This window comes from uncultured Campylobacter sp., assembly GCF_938017775.1.
Lineage (GTDB): Bacteria > Campylobacterota > Campylobacteria > Campylobacterales > Campylobacteraceae > Campylobacter_B.
The window spans coordinates 1-20,369 of the sequence record NZ_CALIIU010000023.1 but is presented as its reverse complement, the minus strand read 5'-3'; the positions used below and the strand labels follow the sequence as shown (position 1 = coordinate 20,369).

General features: G+C 46.5%; 21 protein-coding genes, 1 tRNA gene and 2 pseudogenes. 15 read left to right on the top strand and 9 right to left on the bottom strand.

Annotation, left to right across the window (positions count from 1 at the left end):
* The first annotated feature begins 392 nt into the window (after positions 1 to 392).
* From Q0537_RS04315 to ychF, 10 genes and pseudogenes are all read left to right on the top strand, one after another.
* On the top strand, positions 393 to 1,583 hold the full coding sequence (locus tag Q0537_RS04315) for an ABC transporter permease (protein ID WP_040303707.1): 1,191 nt from the start codon (positions 393 to 395) through the stop codon (positions 1,581 to 1,583).
* 455 nt (positions 1,584 to 2,038) lie between these two features.
* The gene (folD, locus tag Q0537_RS04310; RefSeq protein WP_299225393.1) at positions 2,039 to 2,896 is read left to right on the top strand and encodes a bifunctional methylenetetrahydrofolate dehydrogenase/methenyltetrahydrofolate cyclohydrolase FolD; all 858 of its coding nucleotides are present in this window, start codon (positions 2,039 to 2,041) and stop codon (positions 2,894 to 2,896) included.
* Entirely contained in the window at positions 2,897 to 3,742 is an 846-nt protein-coding gene (lepB, locus tag Q0537_RS04305; protein WP_299225391.1) for a signal peptidase I, read from the top strand.
* Between the two features lie 9 nt (positions 3,743 to 3,751).
* Positions 3,752 to 3,916, top strand: a pseudogene (locus Q0537_RS04300) (RpiB/LacA/LacB family sugar-phosphate isomerase); the annotation flags it as partial.
* 309 nt (positions 3,917 to 4,225) lie between these two features.
* Positions 4,226 to 4,471: pseudogene (locus Q0537_RS04295) on the top strand (RpiB/LacA/LacB family sugar-phosphate isomerase); the annotation flags it as partial.
* A 647-nt stretch (positions 4,472 to 5,118) separates the two neighbouring features.
* Positions 5,119 to 5,361, top strand: coding sequence for a hypothetical protein (locus tag Q0537_RS04290; RefSeq protein ID WP_177388948.1), 243 nt, complete (start codon positions 5,119 to 5,121; stop codon positions 5,359 to 5,361).
* Entirely contained in the window at positions 5,358 to 5,906 is a 549-nt protein-coding gene (locus tag Q0537_RS04285) for an adenine phosphoribosyltransferase (RefSeq protein WP_005870566.1), read from the top strand. Before Q0537_RS04290 ends, Q0537_RS04285 begins: the two co-directional genes overlap by 4 nt.
* A gap of 2 nt (positions 5,907 to 5,908) precedes the next feature.
* The gene (locus Q0537_RS04280; protein WP_298980032.1) at positions 5,909 to 6,526 is read left to right on the top strand and encodes a DedA family protein; all 618 of its coding nucleotides are present in this window, start codon (positions 5,909 to 5,911) and stop codon (positions 6,524 to 6,526) included.
* Positions 6,501 to 7,961, top strand: a complete 1,461-nt coding sequence (locus Q0537_RS04275) for a leucyl aminopeptidase (RefSeq protein WP_298980033.1) — start codon at positions 6,501 to 6,503, stop codon at positions 7,959 to 7,961. Before Q0537_RS04280 ends, Q0537_RS04275 begins: the two co-directional genes overlap by 26 nt.
* Positions 7,962 to 9,065 carry a redox-regulated ATPase YchF gene (gene ychF / locus Q0537_RS04270; protein WP_299225389.1) on the top strand — a complete coding sequence of 368 codons (1,104 nt, stop codon included), beginning with the start codon at positions 7,962 to 7,964 and terminating at the stop codon, positions 9,063 to 9,065.
* Between the two features lie 466 nt (positions 9,066 to 9,531).
* On the opposite strand, the gene Q0537_RS04265 is transcribed toward ychF, so the two are convergent.
* Positions 9,532 to 9,744 carry a hypothetical protein gene (locus Q0537_RS04265; RefSeq protein WP_299225387.1) on the bottom strand — a complete coding sequence of 71 codons (213 nt, stop codon included), beginning with the start codon at positions 9,742 to 9,744 and terminating at the stop codon, positions 9,532 to 9,534.
* A 48-nt stretch (positions 9,745 to 9,792) separates the two neighbouring features.
* Between Q0537_RS04265 and Q0537_RS04260 the strand changes: the two genes are divergently transcribed.
* On the top strand, positions 9,793 to 10,506 hold the full coding sequence (locus Q0537_RS04260) for a hypothetical protein (RefSeq protein ID WP_299225385.1): 714 nt from the start codon (positions 9,793 to 9,795) through the stop codon (positions 10,504 to 10,506).
* A 274-nt stretch (positions 10,507 to 10,780) separates the two neighbouring features.
* On the opposite strand, the gene Q0537_RS04255 is transcribed toward Q0537_RS04260, so the two are convergent.
* Entirely contained in the window at positions 10,781 to 11,368 is a 588-nt protein-coding gene (locus Q0537_RS04255; RefSeq protein ID WP_299225383.1) for a hypothetical protein, read from the bottom strand.
* A gap of 312 nt (positions 11,369 to 11,680) precedes the next feature.
* Complete coding sequence (gene tmk, locus Q0537_RS04250; RefSeq protein WP_299225381.1) at positions 11,681 to 12,307, bottom strand: dTMP kinase; 627 nt, start codon at positions 12,305 to 12,307, stop codon at positions 11,681 to 11,683.
* 358 nt (positions 12,308 to 12,665) lie between these two features.
* On the opposite strand from tmk, the gene Q0537_RS04245 reads away from it, so the two are divergent.
* A complete protein-coding gene (locus Q0537_RS04245; protein WP_299225379.1) occupies positions 12,666 to 12,827 on the top strand; it encodes a hypothetical protein in 162 nt (53 codons plus the stop codon).
* A gap of 8 nt (positions 12,828 to 12,835) precedes the next feature.
* On the opposite strand, the gene Q0537_RS04240 is transcribed toward Q0537_RS04245, so the two are convergent.
* From Q0537_RS04240 to murA, 6 genes are all read right to left on the bottom strand, one after another.
* Positions 12,836 to 13,924 carry a hypothetical protein gene (locus tag Q0537_RS04240; RefSeq protein ID WP_299225377.1) on the bottom strand — a complete coding sequence of 363 codons (1,089 nt, stop codon included), beginning with the start codon at positions 13,922 to 13,924 and terminating at the stop codon, positions 12,836 to 12,838.
* A gap of 71 nt (positions 13,925 to 13,995) precedes the next feature.
* Positions 13,996 to 14,472, bottom strand: coding sequence for a pantetheine-phosphate adenylyltransferase (gene coaD / locus Q0537_RS04235; protein ID WP_177387474.1), 477 nt, complete (start codon positions 14,470 to 14,472; stop codon positions 13,996 to 13,998).
* The gene (locus Q0537_RS04230; RefSeq protein ID WP_299225375.1) at positions 14,472 to 15,026 is read right to left on the bottom strand and encodes a UbiX family flavin prenyltransferase; all 555 of its coding nucleotides are present in this window, start codon (positions 15,024 to 15,026) and stop codon (positions 14,472 to 14,474) included. The genes coaD and Q0537_RS04230 overlap by 1 nt, the downstream gene beginning before the upstream one ends.
* Positions 15,027 to 15,102: 76 nt before the next feature.
* Positions 15,103 to 15,177 (bottom strand) — tRNA-Gly (locus tag Q0537_RS04225).
* Positions 15,178 to 15,238: 61 nt separating this feature from the next.
* On the bottom strand, positions 15,239 to 16,420 hold the full coding sequence (locus tag Q0537_RS04220; protein ID WP_299225373.1) for a molybdopterin molybdotransferase MoeA: 1,182 nt from the start codon (positions 16,418 to 16,420) through the stop codon (positions 15,239 to 15,241).
* A 233-nt stretch (positions 16,421 to 16,653) separates the two neighbouring features.
* Complete coding sequence (gene murA, locus Q0537_RS04215) at positions 16,654 to 17,922, bottom strand: UDP-N-acetylglucosamine 1-carboxyvinyltransferase (RefSeq protein WP_299225371.1); 1,269 nt, start codon at positions 17,920 to 17,922, stop codon at positions 16,654 to 16,656.
* A gap of 124 nt (positions 17,923 to 18,046) precedes the next feature.
* On the opposite strand from murA, the gene Q0537_RS04210 reads away from it, so the two are divergent.
* The 3 genes from Q0537_RS04210 to Q0537_RS04200 all read left to right on the top strand — a co-directional run.
* Positions 18,047 to 18,682 carry an NlpC/P60 family protein gene (locus Q0537_RS04210; RefSeq protein WP_005870540.1) on the top strand — a complete coding sequence of 212 codons (636 nt, stop codon included), beginning with the start codon at positions 18,047 to 18,049 and terminating at the stop codon, positions 18,680 to 18,682.
* Positions 18,683 to 19,397: 715 nt separating this feature from the next.
* Entirely contained in the window at positions 19,398 to 19,955 is a 558-nt protein-coding gene (locus Q0537_RS04205) for a rhomboid family intramembrane serine protease (protein ID WP_297943110.1), read from the top strand.
* A 44-nt stretch (positions 19,956 to 19,999) separates the two neighbouring features.
* Positions 20,000 to 20,369 (top strand): histidine phosphatase family protein (locus tag Q0537_RS04200; protein WP_299225368.1); only part of this gene is annotated, 370 nt, incomplete at its 3' end.

Below are 20,369 nucleotides of genomic sequence, written 5' to 3'. Positions count from 1 at the left end.
ATTCATTTAAAATTTTAAATTTATGCGATACGGGCGAGCTTGTAAGCAAAGCTCACCTTTAAATTTTAAGAATTTCAAAATTCTAAAAAGTTTTAAATTTCTAAAATTTTAAAATTTTGAGGCATTTGAAATTTTAAAATTTAGAATTTAGGTTTAAAATTTTAAAGTTTTGGTAAAAAGGTCTGTTTGATTTGCCGTATCCGATATCTCTTGGGGGCGAATTTCATTTCGTATAAGTAGATTTCGGCGCGATTTTAAATTTTAAAGCAGGCTGGAGTTTCTATATTTGACGCCGCAAAACCCGTTTTTGGAATTTTAAAATTCCGAAATACCTAAAATTTCACATATAATTTAGTGCTAAATTTTATGTGAAATTTTACAAGGATGGCTTTTTGGTAAAGTATTTATTATTCAAATATCTCAGATTCGACCGCTCTCAGCCTTTCATTACGCTTTCGGCGCTACTTGCGTTCTTGGGCGTCGGCGTGGGGCTTACGGTGCTCATCGTCGCAATGGCGATAATGAACGGCTTTGATAAAGAATTTGAGCGCAAGCTCTTTACGATGAACTACCCGATCACGATCCACAGCCATTTTCGCGGCGGTATTTCAAAAGACGACGTGGAGGGGCTGCGGGCGGACTTCCCCGATCTGATCTTTAGCCCCTACATCAGCTCGCAAGTCATCGCCAAGGGTGGCGACAGGCTCGAGGGCGGGCTGATTTTCGGCGTAAATTTAAACGATGAAAAGCGCATCAACTCCGTCGTCGCAGCAGGCGCCAAAGACGCCAATCTAACGGACTACGGCATCATGATAGGGCGCGGGATCAAAGACGAGTTTATGCTAGATGAGGGCAGTAAGATCACGATGATCTTTACGAAGAGCGATCCGGGCGGCTTTGCGCTGATCCCTAAGATGAAGCGCTTTGATGTGCGCGCGGATTTCAGCTCCGGGCTGATCGCCTACGACAAGGCGTATTCCTACGCAGACGCAAGCGATCTAGCCAAAATTTTGGGCTACGACGAGGGGACATTCGACGGCGTGCATGTTTTTTCAAACGATCCGTTTAAAGACCTGGAGCGCATTAAAAAAAGCCTCCCCGGCGGTGCTAGCGCCGTGGGCTGGTGGCAGCAAAACGGCAATTTTTTCAGCGCCCTTGCGCTTGAAAAGCGCGCGCTTTTCATCGTGCTGATGCTAATAATCCTGGTCGCGAGCCTAAATATCGTAAGTTCGCTTCTGATGACCGTGATGAACCGCCGCCAAGAGATCGCGCTTTTACTTAGCCTGGGAGCCAGCAAAAAGGAGGTTAAAAGGACCTTTTTCGCGCTCGGAGCTACGATCGGCGGCGGCGGCATCATATTCGGGCTTATTTTGGGCCTATTCGGCGTGTGGCTGCTCGGAAGCTTCGACATCGTAAATCTGCCGGCCGACGTTTACGGAAGCTCGAAGCTGCCGATGGAGCTTTCGCTAGGCGATTTGGCGATGATTTTAATCGGCGCGGTGCTTATCGTGGCGCTTTCGTCATGGTATCCTGCCAAAAAAGCCACACAGATCGACGTTCTGCAAACACTGCGCAACGAGTAAGCGGCTTAGAAATCGCAGTTAAAATTTTATAAAATTTTAAAGAAATGAGCAAAATGAAAAATTTTATTTTATGTGTCGCTGCAGCAATGATACTAGCGGGCTGCCAAGCGCACAAACAAGAGCCTATGATGCAACCCACTCAAGGCTGCTCTATCGGTGGTTGTATGGATGCCGTAAGAAAGGCTCAACAGCGCCAAGGAATTCACCCTGTTATGAAATCTCAGCTCCGATAAGCTCCGTAAATTCATAGCTCAATCGACGGAATTTTGCTTAGCTTAAATTCCGCCGGTTTTAAATTTTGCTATCTTAAAATTCTATTTAACGTAAGATGTCATTAGTCTAAAGCTGCGGAATTTCATTTAAAAATCGCTTTAAAATTCCCGTAAAATCCGCGAAATAAATCTAAATTTTATAAATTTTAGGGTAACATTCCCTATTTCTCAAAAAGGCTTTAAATGACTTTAATCGACGGCAAAAGCATAAGCGCGAAGGTAAAAGAGGAGATCAAATCGGTCGCTTCAAACCTTGCCGCAAAGGGCGTAGAGCCCGCGCTGGCGGTGATTTTGGTAGGCGAGGACGCGGCTAGTAAGACCTATGTCGCGAGCAAGGAAAAAGCCTGCGCCGCCTGTGGGATCCGATCCGTAGCGCACCGCTTGAGCTCCGACGTGAGCGAGGCGGCGCTTTTAGAACTGATAGAAAATTTAAACGAAGACGAAAGCATTGACGGCATCTTGGTGCAGCTACCGCTTCCAAAGCACATTGATACGAATAAAATTTTAGAAAAAATAAGCCCGCAAAAGGACGTGGACGGATTTAGTGCGATAAACGTAGGCAAGCTTACTAGCGGGCTTTCGGACGGTTTTGTGCCTTGTACTCCGCTTGGCGTGATGCGCCTGCTTGAGGAATACAGCGTGCAGATCTCGGGCAAAAATGTCGTCGTGCTAGGTCGCAGCAATATCGTCGGAAAGCCGATGGCGAGCTTGCTGTTAAATGCCGACGCCACCGTCACTATCGCTCATAGCAAGACGAAAGATTTAAAGCAGCTTTGCGCAGACGCCGACATTTTGGTTGCCGCGGTCGGCAAGGCGCATTTTGTGGACGCCGATATGATAAAACAAGGCGCGGTGGTGATCGATGTGGGGATTAATCGCGGCGGCGACGGCAAGCTAAAGGGTGACGTCGATTTTGATGCGGTAGCGCCAAAATGCTCGTTCATCACGCCCGTGCCCGGAGGCGTGGGGCCGATGACGATTGCGATGCTTTTGAGCAATACGATAAAATCGGCGAAAAATCGCTTAAGACAAAGAGCCTAAATGAAAATACTAAGCAAAATTTATCACTTTTTATCAAGTTGGACGGGGACGGTCATCGTCGTTTTATTCGTCATTCTTTTTGTGGCGCAAGCCTTCGTGATCCCTAGTGGATCGATGCGCACTACGCTTTTGGAGGGTGATTTTTTATTCGTTAAAAAATTTAGCTACGGCATCCCGACCCCGCATATTCCATTTGTAGAGTGGCAGGTAGCTCCTGATAGCGACGGAGATGGGCATATCATCCGCGGCGAGGGTCCGAAGCGTGGCGACATCGTGGTTTTTCGCTATCCGCTTAATGAAAAAATGCACTTTGTAAAGCGAAATTTTGCGGTCGGCGGCGACGAGGTGATTTTCGATCTGAATAATTTCTATCTCCGTCCGCATGAAGGCGACGAGTTTATCGACGCAAACTACGATGCTGGCGACATCGTGATCTTAGGCGGCGAAAAATATGTCAAGGAACCCTATAAATTTAAAGGTATCCACTACGATCCTAATAATCGAAACTCGATGCTGGCAAACGTCAAAGCTGCGCTTGATGGGGGTAAATTTGCTATGAAGCCCGTCAGTCTAAGCGAGATCGGGCAAAATTTCGAAAGCATGGGGCAGAGTTTCAATGCCTTTTACATTAAAGTGCCGCAGGATGAGTATTTTATGATAGGAGATAATCGCAATAACTCTGCCGATAGCCGCTTCTGGGGTCCGGTACCTTATCGTCTGATCGTCGGTAAGCCGTGGTTTACATACTTTAGTATCGATGCCGATCGCAAGATCCGCTGGGAGCGAATCGGGCGTTTTGTCGATACCTTGCAAAACGATGAGAGCCTAATCTATGAGCAAAAATAAGGAGCGGCAATGCAAATAAATAAAATTTTCATAGCGAGCGATCATGCGGGCTTTCGTGCCAAAGAACAAGCTAAAAAAGCGCTCGCCACTTTAGGTTACGAAGCGGTCGACCTTGGCACTCATAGTGCCGAAGCGAGCGTGGACTATCCCGATTTTGCGGACACGTTGGCGGATAAAATTTTAGCCGAATGTGAAGCCTGCGCGCGAAGTGAAAATTTTAAAGAAAACGACGGCATAAATTCCGCTGCAGCCGCGGAAAATTCCGAAGCGCGCGGTAACGAAAATTTTGTCGCAAGTATAAACGGCTGCGGAAATTTTAACGACGCCGTGCAATGTAGCGGGAAAAATGAAAATTTTAACGCTGCCAAAAACACTAGTCGTCAAAATTTTAACGCTAGCGAAAGCATGACTATCAGCGTAAACGCAGCCGTAAGCTCGAATGTGAGCAAAGATAAAATTTTAAATTCCACCGACTATGGCATTTACGGCGTTTTGATCTGCGGTACGGGCATCGGCATCAGCATCGCCGCAAACCGCCGCGCTCACGTGCGCTGCGCGCTGTGCCACGACGCGACGAGCGCTAGACTAGCTAGAGAGCACAACGACGCCAACGTCCTAGCCTTCGGCGAGCGATTGATGGGCGCGCTAGAGATCGAGGATATGATCAAGGTATTTTTCGGTACCGATTTTGCGGGCGGTAGGCACATTAAGCGCGTCGCAAAGCTAGGCACTTGTGGGAGTGCGAATTGCACACATGGATTTGACGAGGAAAATTCCATTCAGAATTTCGCTCGAAATTTTACGGAACAAAGCTGTGGCGCTAATTTAAATGGGCGGAATTCCAAATCAAGCTTCGCCGGCAAAAGCCCTTCTAGCAAAAATCCCATTGGCACGGATTCCGCGTCAAATTTTGCGCGGAGCTTTAACGATAAAAATTCCTTTTTTACCAGTAAGAATCCTTTGATAGGCTTTTGCGGTGCACGACATATAGATTTAAATTCTACGCACGCAAAGATAATCTTTGATGGGAAAAATCCATTGGGTAAAAATTCCACTAGTGCAAATTCTACGTTAAATTTTACGCGCGAGAGTGTTTGCGAGAAAAATTTCGCTCAAAAAGCTAGCCACAAATATTTTGTCGGTTTGAACCCCACAATTATAAATTTCAATGTTACAAATTCCTTCTTTATGAACGTTAAGCTAAAAAACGCAAATTGCGCTAGTACGGGTTTAACAGATGAGAATTCTGCTATTACGAGCATAAATTTAAAGGGAGCAAATCTTTCTAGTGCGTATTTTAGGAGCATAAATTCTGCCTATTTTAGCATAACCTCCGCTACTATGCGCTTTGCAAATCCAAATGAAGGAGGCAAGCAATGAGCGTAGCATTAGGCGTTTTAGCGCTATTTTTTGCAGCACTACTTATTCTATCGATCCGAAAAAATTCTAAAATTTATGCTTTGCTCCGCAAGAGCGAAGAAAGAATTTCAAAGCTTAAAAGCGATAACGAAAAGCTCAAAACTGCCCTTCGCTTCGGCATTGAGGCCCTGCAAAATGAGGAGAGCGAAAACTGCAGCTTAAAAATCCAAAACGCAAGATTGAAAAGAGGTAAGCTATGAAAAGTCTAAGCAACGAGCAAAAAAGCTATTTATTTCGCTCGATCCGCACCGTGCGCGACTTCCCAAAGCCCGGTATTTTGTTTTACGATATCACGACGCTCGTAGGCGATCGCGAGGCGTTTAATTTCCTGCTTGATCATCTAGCCGAGCGCTACGCCGATTACGGACTTGATTACATAGTAGGCATAGAAAGTCGCGGATTTATTTTTGCAGCGGCACTTGCTGCGAGGTTGAGGGTTGCTTTTGTGCCAATTAGAAAGCCAAAGAAGCTTCCTTATATCACGATTTCGCAAAAATACAGCCTTGAATACGGCTTTGATCAGGTCGAGATGCACGTGGATGCATTCTCTGGCGTGCAAGATGCCAAGGTGCTGTTAATTGATGATCTAATAGCCACCGGAGGCACCGCGCGCGCGGCTTTGGATCTCATTGCGCAGACGCAGGCTAAGTGCGTCGAGGCGTGCTTTTTGCTAAATTTGCGCGAGTTAAACGATCTAGGCGAGTTTTCGCGTCGCACAAACGTTTATTGCGTTTTAGAGGCGTGATTTTGGAAGAGCTACTTAAAAATTTACTGCAACAATACCACCAATACGCCTATATCGTGCTTTTCGTTTGGTGTATTTTAGAAGGCGAAATCGCACTGATTTTGGGCGGTATCATGGCGCACGAGGGGCACATAAATTTGCCGCTAGGTATCTTTGTCGCGGGCCTTGGGGCATTTTGCGGCGATCAGTTTTATTTTTATATCGGTCGCTACAATAAAAAATATATCAGTAAAAAGCTCGCGGCACAGCGCCGAAAATTTGCTATCGCGCACCTGCTTTTGCAACGCTACGGCTGGCCGATAATTTTAATGCAGCGCTATATGTATGGCTTTCGCGTCATCATCCCGATGAGTATCGGTATCACTCGCTACAGCGCAAAGAAATTTGCGATTATCAATCTTTTTAGTGCTTGGTGCTGGTCTGGTGCGACGATGGTTTTGGCGTGGTATTTCGGCGAGGAGATCTGGAGCGGGCTGCGGCTAATCGAGCAACACTGGTATTTTGCGATACCTATCATAGGCGGAATTTTATATCTATTTTTTAGGCTATTTAAACGTATGGAAAATCACTTTATGAACTCACGAAAGGAACGAGATGAAAGTAAAACTGCTAGATCGTAAAATTAACGAGATAGAGGCGGATTTTGAAGTTATTTTAGTTGTGGATAAAAATTTAAATCACGAATTTATTAAAGACACGGATAAGTTTGCGCTTTTTAATTACAAAGGCGAGGGCAATCTACTCCTTGCCGAGAGCGGACGGCTGTACGTCGGCGTTAAGGAGCTTAGCTTCGATAGGTTGCGAGCGGCGCTTGCGAGCGCATACAATGCGCTCAAGGGCTATGCGATCAAAAATTTTAAAATCGCCTTTTACAAATGCGGATGCGACCGCAGAAGTACAATGGCGATGGTCGAGGGCGTGCTTTTGGGCGGCTATGAGTTTAATAAATACAAAAGCGAGAAGAAAAGCTCCAGCTTGAATGAAATTTTAATCTCTACGCAGGAGTACGGCGGCAGTAGCCCCGACGTGCAAAAGATGAACTACGGCGTGCAGCAGGGCACCGTGATGGCAAACGCCGCAAATTTTACGCGCGATGGCGTCAATGAGATTCCTGAAATTTACACACCCGAAAAGATGGCGAGCGAGGCTGAAATTCTAGCCTCAAACTACGACGACGTGAGCGTTAAAATTTACGACGAGGACTTTTTGCGAGAGCAGAATATGAATGCGTTTTTGGCGGTTAATCGCTCCAGTGCTCATCCGCCGCGCCTCATCCATCTGATCTATAAGCCGCAGCGCTGCCTAAAGCGCGTCGTTTTCGTGGGCAAAGGGCTTACTTACGACAGCGGCGGGCTAAGTTTGAAGCCTGCCGATTATATGCTTACGATGAAAAGCGACAAAAGCGGCGCGCTTGCCGCGATGGGCATCATCAAGGGCGCTGCCGAGCTAGAGCTGCCGTTTGAGATACATGCGGTCATCGGCGCTACCGAAAATATGATCGGCGGCGATTCGTATAAGCCCGACGACGTGCTGCTTAGTCGCAGCGGCGTAAGCATAGAGGTGCGAAACACCGACGCAGAGGGGCGGCTCGTGCTTGCCGACTGCCTAAGCTACGCGCAGGATCTTGAGCCAGGTCTGCTAATCGATATGGCGACGCTTACCGGCGCTTGCGTCGTGGGGCTAGGCGAATACACTAGCGGTATCATGGGAAACAGCGAGGAGCTAAAGCGTAAATTTAAAGATCTTAGCGATTGTAGCGGCGAGCTATTTAGTATTTTGGAATTTAACGATTATCTGCGCGAGCTAATCAAAAGCAGTATCGCAGACATCTCCAACTGCTCCTCCAGCAGGTACGGCGGCGCGATAACCGCGGGGCTGTTTTTGGATAAATTTATAAAGGACGAGTATAAAGACAAGTGGCTGCACCTCGACATCGCGGGGCCTGCGTATCTGGAAAAGGCGTGGGGCTATTACGCGGCAGGCGCGACTGGCGCGGGCGTGAGAGCTAGCCTATATTTCTTGCAGGCTCTAGCCAAAGAGCTGAAGGACGCGTAGATGGGGCTTTCAGTAGGGATCGTAGGGCTTCCGAACGTCGGTAAATCCACTACTTTTAATGCACTTAGCGGCGCACAAAACGCGCAGGCGCAGAACTATCCGTTCTGCACGATTGAGCCTAATAAAGCGGTCGTGCCCGTGCCCGATGCCAGGCTCGGCAAGCTAGCGCAGATTGTTAAGCCCGGTCGCATCGTGCATTCGACTATCGAGTTTGTAGATATCGCAGGCCTCGTGCGCGGAGCTAGCAAGGGCGAGGGGCTGGGGAATAAATTTCTTTCAAATATCCGCGAGTGCGAGATCATCCTTCATATCGTGCGCTGCTTCGAAAGCGGCGACATAACCCACGTCGAAGGCTGCGTCGATCCTATCCGCGACATCGAGATCATCGAAACCGAGCTTATTTTAGCGGACATCGAGCAGCTTAGCCGCAAGATCGAGCGTCTCGGCAAGGAAGCCAAAGCAAATCAAAAGGGCGCTAAAGAGGCGCTAGCCGTAGCAAACGAGCTTTTGGCGCATCTAAACGACGGCAAGCCCGCTTCAAATTTCGCGCTCAAAGAGGACGAAAGCTACATCGCTTTAAATCGCGAGCTGCGCCTGCTTAGTGCCAAAGATGTAATCTACGGCGCAAATGTGGACGAAGACGGCATCGCGCAAGATAACGAATATGTCGCGCGCGTAAAGGAATACGCAAACGCCCGCGGCGCGGAGGTGATCAAGCTCTGCGCCAAGATCGAAGAGGAGCTCATAGGCTTGAGCGATGAGGAGACGCACGAGATGCTGCAAAGCCTGGGCGCGCAGCAAAGCGGGCTGGAGCTCATCATCAAGCGATCCTTCGCAAAGCTCAGCCTCATCAGCTACTTCACCGCGGGCGAGATGGAGGTGCGCGCGTGGACGATCACGAAGGGCTGGAAGGCTCCAAAGGCCGCGAGCGTGATCCACAACGACTTTGAGCGCGGATTTATCAGAGTAGAGGTGATCGGATTTGATGATTTCATCGCGTGCGGCGGCGAGAGTAGGGCGAAAGAAGCGGGCAAGATGCGCCTTGAGGGTAAGGACTACGTCGTACAAGACGGCGACGTGATGCATTTTAGATTTAACGTTTAGAATTCATTTTTAGGTACGTTGAAATTCGGTCTGCGCTAGCTTTAAAATTTTGTAAATTTTAGCTCAAACGCGAGCTAAATAAATTTTGATTTTTTGCAAGCAGCGGCTTTCGGCTGAAATTTGTATCGCTAGAACAAAACGAGACTTGTGCGTTAAAGCCTCGTTAAAATTTCGAGGTCAAATTTAATCGGCTTTGCTCGCGTTAAAATTTTACGCAAGCAAAGTTGCACTGCGCTGGATTTGCGCTTAAATTCGCCTAGCAAATACGTCTAAGAAATACTTCCAAAATTGCATTAAAATTATACACGGCAAAAACTGCGCGTAAATTTAAAGGGCAAAATTTTACTAAGATCTCAAAGCTGTATCTGTGCGCGATAGTATTTGAGTTTTGCGTTTAAATTTGCGGCTTGTAATTTGACATTCGGCGATTTTTAAATTTTATGATCTTAAATTTAAACATGTTTGTTTAATATGCGGTGCGAACCGCGCTCGTAAAGCTAACCGTATTAAATTTACCGCCGATAAGCGCGGCGGAATTTAGCGAAAATTTCAAAATCAAGCTCGCGATTAGTCCATCTTGCCGCATGAAATTAGGAGTCGCGGAATTTTGTCGCGTAGAATTCCGTCGCGCCGCAGAGCCTTGCGGGAAAGATGAGTGGGTTTTTCCAGCGCCGAGCAAACAAGCGCCTAGTAAGCGGCGCTAAATTTAACTTAATTTTGGAGGATTATGCGAAATAAGCAGCCCTGTATCGAAGGCAGGATAGAAAACTTGCACGTCCGCGTCCTTAGGCAGGAGATCGAGACGCTCGTGCTTTTTGAGATAGGCGGCGTTCGCTTTCGTATGCGTTGCAGGTTGTTCTTGTTTAAGCAGGGCGATTTAGTGCGCGTAAAATACTGCAAACAAGGATATTTAGGCAGCCTCGTCGCCTTGGAAGTCGAGCGCCGCAGAACGCCTTTGAAATATGCTTGCGATTTTGCGTTGAGCTCGCTGGATGCCGCGAAGCGCGCACTATCTTTAGCTTGGAATATTTTGATTACGTTCGGTCTGATCTTTTTCGCCACGGCGGTATTTTACGCGATCTATTTTGCGTTCGCAAAAGACGCATTCCCAAACCTAGGCGATTTTTTCTACACTTGCGCGTCGCTTGCGTTTGTTGCGATGATAATTCTGGCATACGTTTATGCGATCGTCCGCGCTATTGAAAGGCGCGCACCTCGTTTGACACGGATATTTTTGACGTGCACCTACTTTGCTATATTCCTTATGCTTTTTACTGCCGTTTTTATCATCGCGCTTACGGTATTGCTTTATATTTGCGATATTTTGGGCTTTGGGGATTATTTCTTTTCTTCTTTAGCGCTCGCATTCATGTGTTCGTATCTGGTTTGCTCTACCTACATGCAAAAACTCTCATCGTGGCGCAAGCGTCGTAAGAAATAGCGCTACCCCGCCGCATAAATGTACAGCGTAGAATTTCATAATTACGTAGCCTCAAATTTTGCATAGCAGAATTCTGCACTGCGCTATAAATTTTATGCGCCGCGAAATTTTGAAATTTCGTTTCGCACAAATACGGCAAGCTACAAAATTCCGCCACGCAAATAAACCATACCGCCACGTTACTGGCATTGATAATCTATTCGTTTATTCAGCCAAATTAATCCATACCGCCGTAAATTTTATGTTTTAAAATTTCGCGCCGAATCTTTCGCGGCTAAAAAATACCTCGCAGAGCCGCTGTGCCCTCTACATGTCTGTACGGCAAGAAATAATGCACAAAGCTTGTGCAAGCGCCGCTATACACGCATATTTCGGCGCTCAGTCTATGTCTAACATGCGTAGAATCAAGACCCGGTATCTCTAATATGCCGCTTTTGTAACCGCTGTAGCCCGGCTCTAGTGGCACCTCTAGCTCATTCTTTTCAAACACGACGCGCCCGCTTTGCACCTGCTCGAGTTTGATATTTTTCAGCACGATTCCAGGCGCGCTCACGTGGTCAAATTTTATACTTAGTTCATACGGGGCGCCGGTGGAATTATCGTCCGAGAAGTCGGGCTTCGGCTCGCGATCATCGCGCCATAATCGTCCGCCGATAGCGGTAGCTCTTAAGCTAGCGCTGATGCTAAAATCCTTAAGATCCAGCGAAGCGCTGCTGAAATCACGGATTAGCGTCCAGGCTACGACGGTACGACCGAAAAATTTATCGGCGATCATATATGTGCCGAAAAGCGAGCTTATGACCACCCAAAACAGAAATATAAATTTAAAAACCTTGCGTAAAACAAACTTTAACGTCTTCATCGCTATCCTTTTGATCTAAAACTTAAGCGGAATTCCGCCTGCAAATCCGTGGATTAAAATTCCGTGCAAGATTTCGCTTATGAAATTTCGCGCTTTTTGGTCTGCGGCGGAATTTTAAGACAGAATTCCGTGGCGAAATTTTGCTGCGAAATTATAAAACAAATTCCGCTCATGAAATTTTGCCTAGAACCATGCCTGTAAAATTCTATTACGAAATTTGGAGCTGAAATTTTATGGGCGGAATTTCATAGTTAAAATTTCACGGCAGAGCTTAGAAATCAACTACCGCGGCAGAATTCCGCGTCTTAAAATTTAAGAAAGTATAAAATTTCTTATCTGATCGCAGATCGCTTCTTCGGATTGTGCGGCGTCGATTTTTAGGGTCTGAACTCCGCACGCCGTGCACGCCTGCGCCATAAGATCTTGCACGCGCATTAGGTATTTTAGACCGCGAGCTTCGATTATATCACTGCTAGCGCGCGTTTTGAGCCGTTTCTTGACGAGCTGCTCGTCCGCCAAGAACAGCACGATTTTATCTGCAAATTTGCCCCCGAGCGCAAATTTATTAAGCGCGATGAGCTCGCTAAGATCCGCGTTTTCGTCGTTTGCCAGCGCATAGGCAAGCCCCGAGATGAAGCCGCGATCGCTTAGCACGAGCCTGTCCGCGCCGCCCTTTATCACGCGCTCGTAGTGCTCGGCGCGGTCTGCGAGGAACAAAAGCAGCTCGGCGCGCTTTGAAATTTCGCCGCAGGCTTCGCGCAGATTTACGCTGCCGCGCGGCCACTTAAAATCCTCGCCCAAAACGAGGCTTCGCACCGCCTCGCCGAGCTTCGTGCCGCCCGGCTCCTTGGTCACGATCGCCTGCGGAAAAGCCGCCGCCAGCCGTGCTATCTGCGTGCTTTTGCCCACGCCGTCGATACCTTCGAATATTACATACATTTTTCGCCTTTAAATTTGTGCGCTATTTTACAAATTTATAGCTAAATAGCGGCTTTTTTAAATAGCCGGACGCTAAATTTCGCCTCCAAATCGGGCTTTTGCGCGAGCTTGTGCGAGCTGCTTTTGATCTTTCGGCGTAAAATTTTATCGGGCGCTTTGTTGCCCAGCTTTTGCTATTTGTGGTGCGGCTCGCGGTAAAATTTAGCGCTCGAATGGATGTGTCGCATAAACAGCGAGCGAGTAAATTTGCGCTTACGGAGCGCATACCAAGCGGAGCGGAGTAGGGCGTCAGCCGATAAAGGCGGCGCGCCGTGCGGATAGAATGGCACATCGGGCGAGGTAGGGCGCCATTATATACATGGTAGGATATGTGCTTTGCGAAGCGGATGGCGTTAGATGGAATGGGCGGCACTTCGGGCGGAGCAGGGCGGCGGCACCATTCGGAGTAGGGTGTGTTACTGGGCGGCGCGGGCGGGCGAGTGCTGCGCGCGATGATAAAACCGCGACGATGAAATTTTAAATTTTGCCCTATACGTTTATCGGCTCGGGATTTATCGCTATGAAATTTTTCTGCAGATCGCCAAGATCGCAATCGGTAGCCGTGATCGTAAAATCCTCCGTCATATCGAGCGCAAATTCGCCAAGATCTGCTTTAAGCTGCTTCACGCACTCCCAAATAAGCTTTTTAGCCTGCGCATATTTATCGTTTAGTTGCGTTTCCTGATTGAAAAGATCGAAAATTTTCGCCGTTTCGTAGTCTACTTCGACCTCGGCTCGAAACTCGTAATCAGGAACGAGCCAAAGAAGCCAGCCATCTTTTCGCGCAAGCCACTGCGCGCGCTGTTCTTGCGAACCGAATCCGATGATCGGCGGTAAACTCCTATTGTCGCAAGCTAAATTTATGCAGTAGAGTTTACGGGCGGGCGCGTGCTTTTTGATCGTCTCTTTAATCGCGGGCAGCAGCCTTTGAGCGGCGAGCTCATAGAGCTTTTTGTAGCTCATATCCTTATCGGGCTTTTGATAGCGCACATAGCCATTTTCGGTTATTAAGCTTAGCTCGCCCATTGCGTCAAATTCATAGTTTGTTACGTCATTTCTTCTGCCTGCGCGAGGGTGCTCTACATACTCCCGTCTTTGTGCGAGCTTGCCGCCTTCGTAAGTAAAATTTTCTATCCCATAGGCGTTGTTGTCAAAGGCCGAGTAGATGGACTTTAGCACGCCATCCTCATAGACAAATCTTTTTATATTGAAGCATCTTGAGCATTTTTTATTGTAGCAACCGAAATGATATTTTAAAACTTCGTCCCGCCCCCAAAAATAAAGGCTTTCAAAGAAACTTTTTTTGTCGTCATGTTGTCTCTCAAAAACGACGCGATCTTGCGCGTCAAAGCCGTATTCGCGGGCGTTTACGATCTTTTTTGGTTTGGCTTTTAAAATTTTGCCCTTAAAGAAGCGGTTATATTCGAAATAAAACGGCTCTAAATTGATATAGCTACCAGACGCCCAGCGCCTACTTACGACCTGCGCTTCGGCTATTTTATTTAAGGCTTTGTATTCATCTCTCACGCTTTTTAAAAACGTTCGCAATTTTTCTATCTCATCCATTGCTTCGTTCATTTTATCTCCCATGCAGCTTCAAATTTTAAATTTAGCCGCGCCTGCGGGCTAAATTTCAGTCGCTTGCAAGCTCATTTTTTCAAAAATTTTAAAATTTCGCTCGGCACGAGGTGCGAAACGTCGCCACCGTGGCTCAAAACGGAGCGGACGATCGAGCTTGAGATGAAGGCGTTTTTGAGCGTCGGCATCAAATACACGCTCTCAAATTCCTCCCATAACGAGGCGTTTGCGTAGCCGATCTGCAGCTCGTACTCAAAGTCGCTAACCGCGCGGAGTCCGCGGATCACGAAGCGCACGCCGCAAGATTTAGCAAAATCCACGAGTAGATTATCAAAGCTTTGCACGCTCACGCCACGAAGCCCGCGTGTCGCGGCTCGCGCCATCTCTAGTCTGGATTTTAGGCTGAAGTAGGGCTTTTTGCTCTCGTTTAGCGCGACTGCGACGATGACTTCATCAAAAAGCCCTAGCGCGCGCTTGATTACGTCCAGATGGCCGTTCGTAATAGGATCGAAAGTGCCCGGATAGATACATTTTCTTGAGTTTTGCATTATTGCCACCTTTTAAATAGCTCGTTTTGCACGCCCAGAGCGTCGCACCACTTGCCGATTATGAAATTTTTTAAATTTTGCACGCCGCAGTAGCCTGCGATCACGGGCGGAGCGATGATGACGCCGAGCGCGGCTAGCTCGCTCATCTGGCGCAGGCTGATCGCAGAAAATGGCATCTCACGCACGCCAAGAACCAGCCGCTTGTGCTCTTTTAACGCGACTGCAGCGGCGCGGGTGCTTAAGCTGTCGCAAAGCCCGCCGTAAATTTTAGCCAAAGAGCCGATAGAGCAGGGCGCAAAGATCACTGCATCAATCCCAAAGGAGCCTGAAGCAGGCGGCGCGGCCAGATCGGTATCGAGATGAAATTTTACGCTTCTAAATTCCGCGGATTTTAAAGCCTCGTCCGCGTCTATGTCGCTTTCGGCGCGCAGGACGCGGCGCGCGCCCTGAGTAAGTACGGCGTGGATTTCATGCGGCGAGCTGGCAAGAAATTTAAGCAGATCAAGCCCGATCTCGCAAAAACTGGCGCCGCTTACGCAAACTAAAATTTTCATTTCAAAGCTTTCATATCGAAATTTTGTGCTTCAAAAGCGAGCGAAACGGAAGGAATTTTAAAATTTGAAGTTAAGATGGAGCGGGAAACGAGAGTCGAACTCGCGACATCAACCATGGCAAGGTTGCGCTCTACCACTGAGCTATTCCCGCATGCGGTAAAAATAAAGCGCGATTGTAGCCTATAAATTTTCATTTGTCAATAATTTCTCGCTTAAATTTCATAAATTTTTACGATTTCTCCAGCGCGAACTTTGTCGCATTCGGGATCAGCCAAGAAAAAATGCGATGCCGCAGCCAGCGGTCTGATGCGCCCAGAAGGCGACGGCATAGGCGTAAAAACTCCGCCTTCATATGCGCCTACAGTTAAATTTACTCTGCCGCTTTTTAGCTTCAGATCGCTTGCGAGCTTGGCATAGATCGCCGCTTCTGCGCTAAAAGCCTCACTTGCGCCGCTAAGCTTAAATAAGATCGGCAGTATGACTGCGCGTGTAAGCACGAAAGCAGCCATTGGATTGCCCGCCATTGCAAAGACGAATTTGCCGCCTTTTGCGAAGCACTTGCTGGGGCGACCGGGCTTGATATCAATGTGATCGAAAACCTGCAAAAATCCAAGTTCACTCATAGCGCTTTGCATAAAATCCGCCTCCCCAGCACTTGCTCCACCGCTGGTAATTAGCACGTCAAATTTACGCGTAGCAGTATCTAGCGCCTCGCATACCGCGCTAAAATCATCTTTTAAAATCCCTAAATACTCATTTTCAAAGCCGTATTTTTGCAGCAATGCAGCAATACCACTAGAGTTGGCGTTATAAATTTCGCGCTCGCTTGCGCTCTGCCACGGCTCTTTTAGCTCGTTTCCACTGGAAAATAGGGCGATTTTAGGACGCGCGTAAACGTCCACTTCGTAAATTCCTTGTGCAGCAAGAAGCATAATTTTAGCAGGATTTAAAATTTCGCCACGGCGCAATAAAAGCTCGCCCGCGCGCACCTCCTCGCCTTTTTTACGAAAGCCGTCGTGGGCATGAACGGAAGCAGGGATTTTTAGAGTTCCGCCTTGCGCGTCTACATCCTCTAGCCTCGCGACGGAGTCCGCGCCTGCAGGCATTGGCGCGCCGGTCATTATCTTTTGCGCTTGCGCAGCCTTTATTTCGTAGAATTTCTCGTCTCCTGCAAAGATCGTAGGCTCTACGATCTTTAGCTTTTTGTCTTTGAATTCCGCCGCATAGGCATAGCCGTCAAGCGCCGAATTATCGAAGCAGGGCAGGTTTTTAATCGCAGAAATATCGCTAGAAAGAATGCGGCCTAGAGCGCTGGGAAGAGACACCTTCTCGCTTTGCTTGCTTGATGTGATTCTAGCCGTAGCCAAATCTATAGCCTCATTTATTCCTATCATTTTAAGTCCTTTTTATCATTTTTACATTTTAAATTCGCGCAGTTAAGACCTCGCATAGTCTTAAATTCTATGTTTCGCCAAAGCTTGAAAAGCAAAATTTACCCAAATAAATGCGCAAAATTTCATGGGCTCAAACTTGTCTTATTTTAATGCGAGCGTTGCTTAAAATTTCAAAACATATCACTCGTAAAATTCCGCGAGCTTGCTCGCACAAGATTTTTATTCCGAAGTCTTCATTCCTCAAGCCTCTGTATATCGGCACCAAGCGCACCAAGCTTAGCTTCCAGCCTCTCATATCCGCGATCTAGGTGGTAAATTCTATGTATTTTGCTCTCGCCGCGCGCCGCAAGGGCGGCTAAAACGAGCGCCGAACTGGCGCGCAGATCGGTAGCCATAACATCCGCGCCGTTTAGCTTGCCGCCGCTAATCGTTGCGATGTGTCCGTTTAGGCGGATATCCGCGCCCATTCGTGAAAGTTCGCTTACGTGCATAAAGCGGTTTTCAAAAAGCCTCTCGTCGATGGTGCTGACGCCCGTGGCTACACACGCCAGTGCCATAAACTGCGCCTGCATATCGGTAGGAAAGCCCGGATATTCGCTCGTTATAATCTCTACTGGTTTGATCTTTGAAGCGGGCAAGATCGTTATCTCGTCGCCGCCGCTTGAAATTTCAAATTTAAAGCCCATATCTTCAAATTTTGCAAGCACCGCGCCAAGATGAGCCGCGCAAGAGTGCGTGATCGTGATACGAGAGCCCGTGATTGCGCCTGCGCACAGATAAGTGCCCGCCTCGATGCGATCAGGAATGATCGAAATTTCATCCAAGCTTAAAAGCTCGCCGCCGCTTCCTTTAATGAGAATCTCGTTCGTGCCGATGCCATCTATGTCGATGCCTGCGCTTTTTAATGCGTTGCAAACGGCGATTACTTCGGGCTCTTTTGCCGCATTTATGATATGCGTGGTGCCGCTTGCTAAAGCCGCTGCCATTACGATATTTTCGGTGCCGGTGACGGTAATTTTGTCAAAATTTATAGTCGCGCCCTTAAGCCCCTTTTTTGCGGTGCAAACGACATAGCCTTGCTCGATCTTAACCTCCGCGCCCATCTTTTCAAGCGCACTAAGGTGTAGATCGATCGGTCTTGCGCCGATCGCGCAGCCTCCAGGAAGGCTTACCTCGCAGTGTCTAAACCGCGCTAAAAGCGGCCCTAGCACCAAGATCGAAGCGCGCATTTTGCGCACTATATCGTAGATCGCTTTGGTCGAGTTTATCTCGCGCGGATCGATTTTGGCGGTGTTGGCGTCAAGAAACTCGCACTTTGCGCCTAAATTTGAAAGCAGCTGAATTAGCGTGTGGATATCGGAAACTGCGGGTAAATTTTTAATTACGACTTCGTTTTTTGAAAGGATAGATAGAGCTATGAGCGGCAATGCGGCGTTTTTTGCGCCACTTATTTTGACGCTACCGCTTAGTTTTTTGCCCCCGTTAATTCGTAGATAATGCATGATTTCTCCGTGTAAAATTTCGGCGATTATACAGAATTTAGCTTTAAAGTTACCATTTTGTTACCACTGAGCGCTAAAATTACGCCCAAATTTAATCGTTACATAATTTTATAAGGATTTTTATATGAAACAACTAATTATTTGCGCTTTGGGTGCGTTTTTACTGGTCGGTTGCTCCTCAAAAGCCCCGTCTGCCGGTAGCCAGCAAGCGTATGTCTTAAACGATCATGAAGAAGGAATAACTTCGGTGCCGGGAAGCGAGTTTAACCGCCCGCTAATCGCATCTGTGGACGATTACACCGGCACTCGCGCGGGAGGGGACTGCAGCGGATTTATCACCGTGCTAAATGATAAATACGATGATCTGTTTTTTAACTCAAAAGATCTGCCGAAATACTTCACCAACGGACGCAAATCCCAAGCAATATATAATTATTACAGCCGTAAAAATTTACTCAGCAATACGCCGCGAGTGGGGGATTTGGTGTTTTTTCAAAACACTTTGCGTTCTAACAAAGGCAAGGTCAATAACGAAATCAGTCATATTGGTATCGTGCGCGAGATCTATGCTGATGGTCGCGTGAAATTTGTCCACAATACTCGTGGTAGAAATCAAGCGGACTTCGTAAATTTAAATAAGAAAAACGTCCATGTAGCAGGGCAAAAGATGGAAAATAGCTATATCGTCCGCTGCGGCAAAGACCGCATAAGCTGCCTAGCATCGAACCGCTTCGCAGGATACGGACGGGTGAATAACTAGAATTTTTAAAATTCTTTCGCCGTATTTTTTGAAAAATTTCTTATAACTTTTGGAATTTATTAGATTTTATGAAATTTCGTTAGACCTTTAAAAAATTCGCGGCGGTTTGATTTATGCTCTAAAATTTCAAGTAAAATTTTGCAGATAATTTAGCTTGGAATTCTAGCTATGACTTGCTTTATAGAATTTATTAAATTCCTAAAATTCTAATCAAATTTTAAAATTTTTATGGCTTTTAAACTCCTGCAGCAAAAACTTATGAATAAAAACTCACTTTGATGCTGTTATGGCAAATCAAATTAGCATTTTTAACGCGTAATTATATATACAAGCATTTAATAAAATATTACTCTAAAAATTTATTTTGAAATTAATTTGAACTCAAATTTTTGTTATTCTTAGTAAAATTATACTTATAATTTTATATAAAATTCTGCAAAATAGCTTCATATAACTGCAATTTTATCGTTTTTAAATTTACAGTGTGTTTGCTTTTTAATTTACGTCGGATAAACTCTATGAATTCCGTAAAGTTTTAAAAAAGATTTACGATCTAAATTTTAGCGCAGCTATTTATTAAGGCGCTTGCAACTAAAACTATTGCCAAAATTTTGATACTAGCTTATCTATAATTTATCTCGAGCCTATAAAATTACACGACGCCTTTAATTTAATCAAAATTTCGCTACTATGCGTGAAAAATTTAAGGAGTTTCATGCAATCAGGCAAATTTACTCTCGCGATCATTGTGGCGAATGTCCTATTTTTCGTGATTTCATTCGCATTAGAATATTTTTTTGGCTTTAAGTCCTATCTATTTTTTGGGCTCAATCCGTATTTTTTCGAAGGAATGCCGTGGCAGCTACTAAGTTCATTTTTTATGCACGGCGGAGTGATGCATCTAGTGATGAATATGGCAGTTTTGTATCAATTCGGTGGGATTTTAGAGCGAGCGTTCGGTGGGATAAAATTTACGCTACTTTATATCGCAGGCGGGCTGCTGAGCGGCGCTTTGTGCCTGATTTATATCCGTTATGCCATGAGCATGGGAGAAATCGTCAATATCGTAGGCGCTAGCGGCGCTATTTGCGTGCTTTTAGGCGTTATTGCTTATTTTGATGAACGCAATGCGGGCGGGATTTTTATCGCGATTTTGATAATGAGCTTTGCGCCGATGTTAATGGGCGTAAATGTAGCATGGTATGCGCACATAGCGGGATTTGTGGTTGGTTATGGCTTTGGAATGATCCAGAAAAAATTTAGAATTTTGTAGAATTTAACGCTAAATTATACATAAAATTTTATGAAAGGATGCATATGAAGCGGATATATTTTATAAGACATGCCGAGGCGCAAAGTGGCAATGGAAGCGATTTTGAGCGGGCATTAAGCCATGCGGGTGAACTTTGCGCAATTAAACTCGGAGAAAAGCTGCGTAGCTTGGGACTTGCGCCTGATTTGATTATTACAAGCTCGGCTATACGCGCACTCCATACGGCGCAAATTATCGCTAATGCGCTGGGCACGACAAAAAAGATAGCGTCATTGCGAGAGTTATACGACATAGGCTTATGGGATTTAGCAAAGTTTGTTCGCAGCTTGGATGAGAAACGATTTTCTGGGTGCAGTGTGAATGTTGAAAAATACAATGCGGTTGGTCTGAGTAGCGAAAAACATCGCGACGCAA

Coding starts and splice junctions, on each gene's coding strand:
- Q0537_RS04285 (WP_005870566.1), top strand. CDS start 5,358: ATGAAAAGTCTAAGCAACGAGCAAAAAAGCTATTTATTTCGCTCGATC.
- Q0537_RS04275 (WP_298980033.1), top strand. CDS start 6,501: ATGAAAGTAAAACTGCTAGATCGTAAAATTAACGAGATAGAGGCGGAT.
- folD (WP_299225393.1), top strand. CDS start 2,039: ATGACTTTAATCGACGGCAAAAGCATAAGCGCGAAGGTAAAAGAGGAG.
- murA (WP_299225371.1), bottom strand. CDS start 17,922: ATGCATTATCTACGAATTAACGGGGGCAAAAAACTAAGCGGTAGCGTC.
- Q0537_RS04255 (WP_299225383.1), bottom strand. CDS start 11,368: ATGAAGACGTTAAAGTTTGTTTTACGCAAGGTTTTTAAATTTATATTT.
- tmk (WP_299225381.1), bottom strand. CDS start 12,307: ATGTATGTAATATTCGAAGGTATCGACGGCGTGGGCAAAAGCACGCAG.
- coaD (WP_177387474.1), bottom strand. CDS start 14,472: ATGCAAAACTCAAGAAAATGTATCTATCCGGGCACTTTCGATCCTATT.
- Q0537_RS04230 (WP_299225375.1), bottom strand. CDS start 15,026: ATGAAAATTTTAGTTTGCGTAAGCGGCGCCAGTTTTTGCGAGATCGGG.
- Q0537_RS04220 (WP_299225373.1), bottom strand. CDS start 16,420: ATGATAGGAATAAATGAGGCTATAGATTTGGCTACGGCTAGAATCACA.
- ychF (WP_299225389.1), top strand. CDS start 7,962: ATGGGGCTTTCAGTAGGGATCGTAGGGCTTCCGAACGTCGGTAAATCC.
- Q0537_RS04245 (WP_299225379.1), top strand. CDS start 12,666: ATGGTAGGATATGTGCTTTGCGAAGCGGATGGCGTTAGATGGAATGGG.
- Q0537_RS04205 (WP_297943110.1), top strand. CDS start 19,398: ATGCAATCAGGCAAATTTACTCTCGCGATCATTGTGGCGAATGTCCTA.
- Q0537_RS04210 (WP_005870540.1), top strand. CDS start 18,047: ATGAAACAACTAATTATTTGCGCTTTGGGTGCGTTTTTACTGGTCGGT.
- Q0537_RS04260 (WP_299225385.1), top strand. CDS start 9,793: ATGCGAAATAAGCAGCCCTGTATCGAAGGCAGGATAGAAAACTTGCAC.
- lepB (WP_299225391.1), top strand. CDS start 2,897: ATGAAAATACTAAGCAAAATTTATCACTTTTTATCAAGTTGGACGGGG.
- Q0537_RS04240 (WP_299225377.1), bottom strand. CDS start 13,924: ATGAACGAAGCAATGGATGAGATAGAAAAATTGCGAACGTTTTTAAAA.
- Q0537_RS04290 (WP_177388948.1), top strand. CDS start 5,119: ATGAGCGTAGCATTAGGCGTTTTAGCGCTATTTTTTGCAGCACTACTT.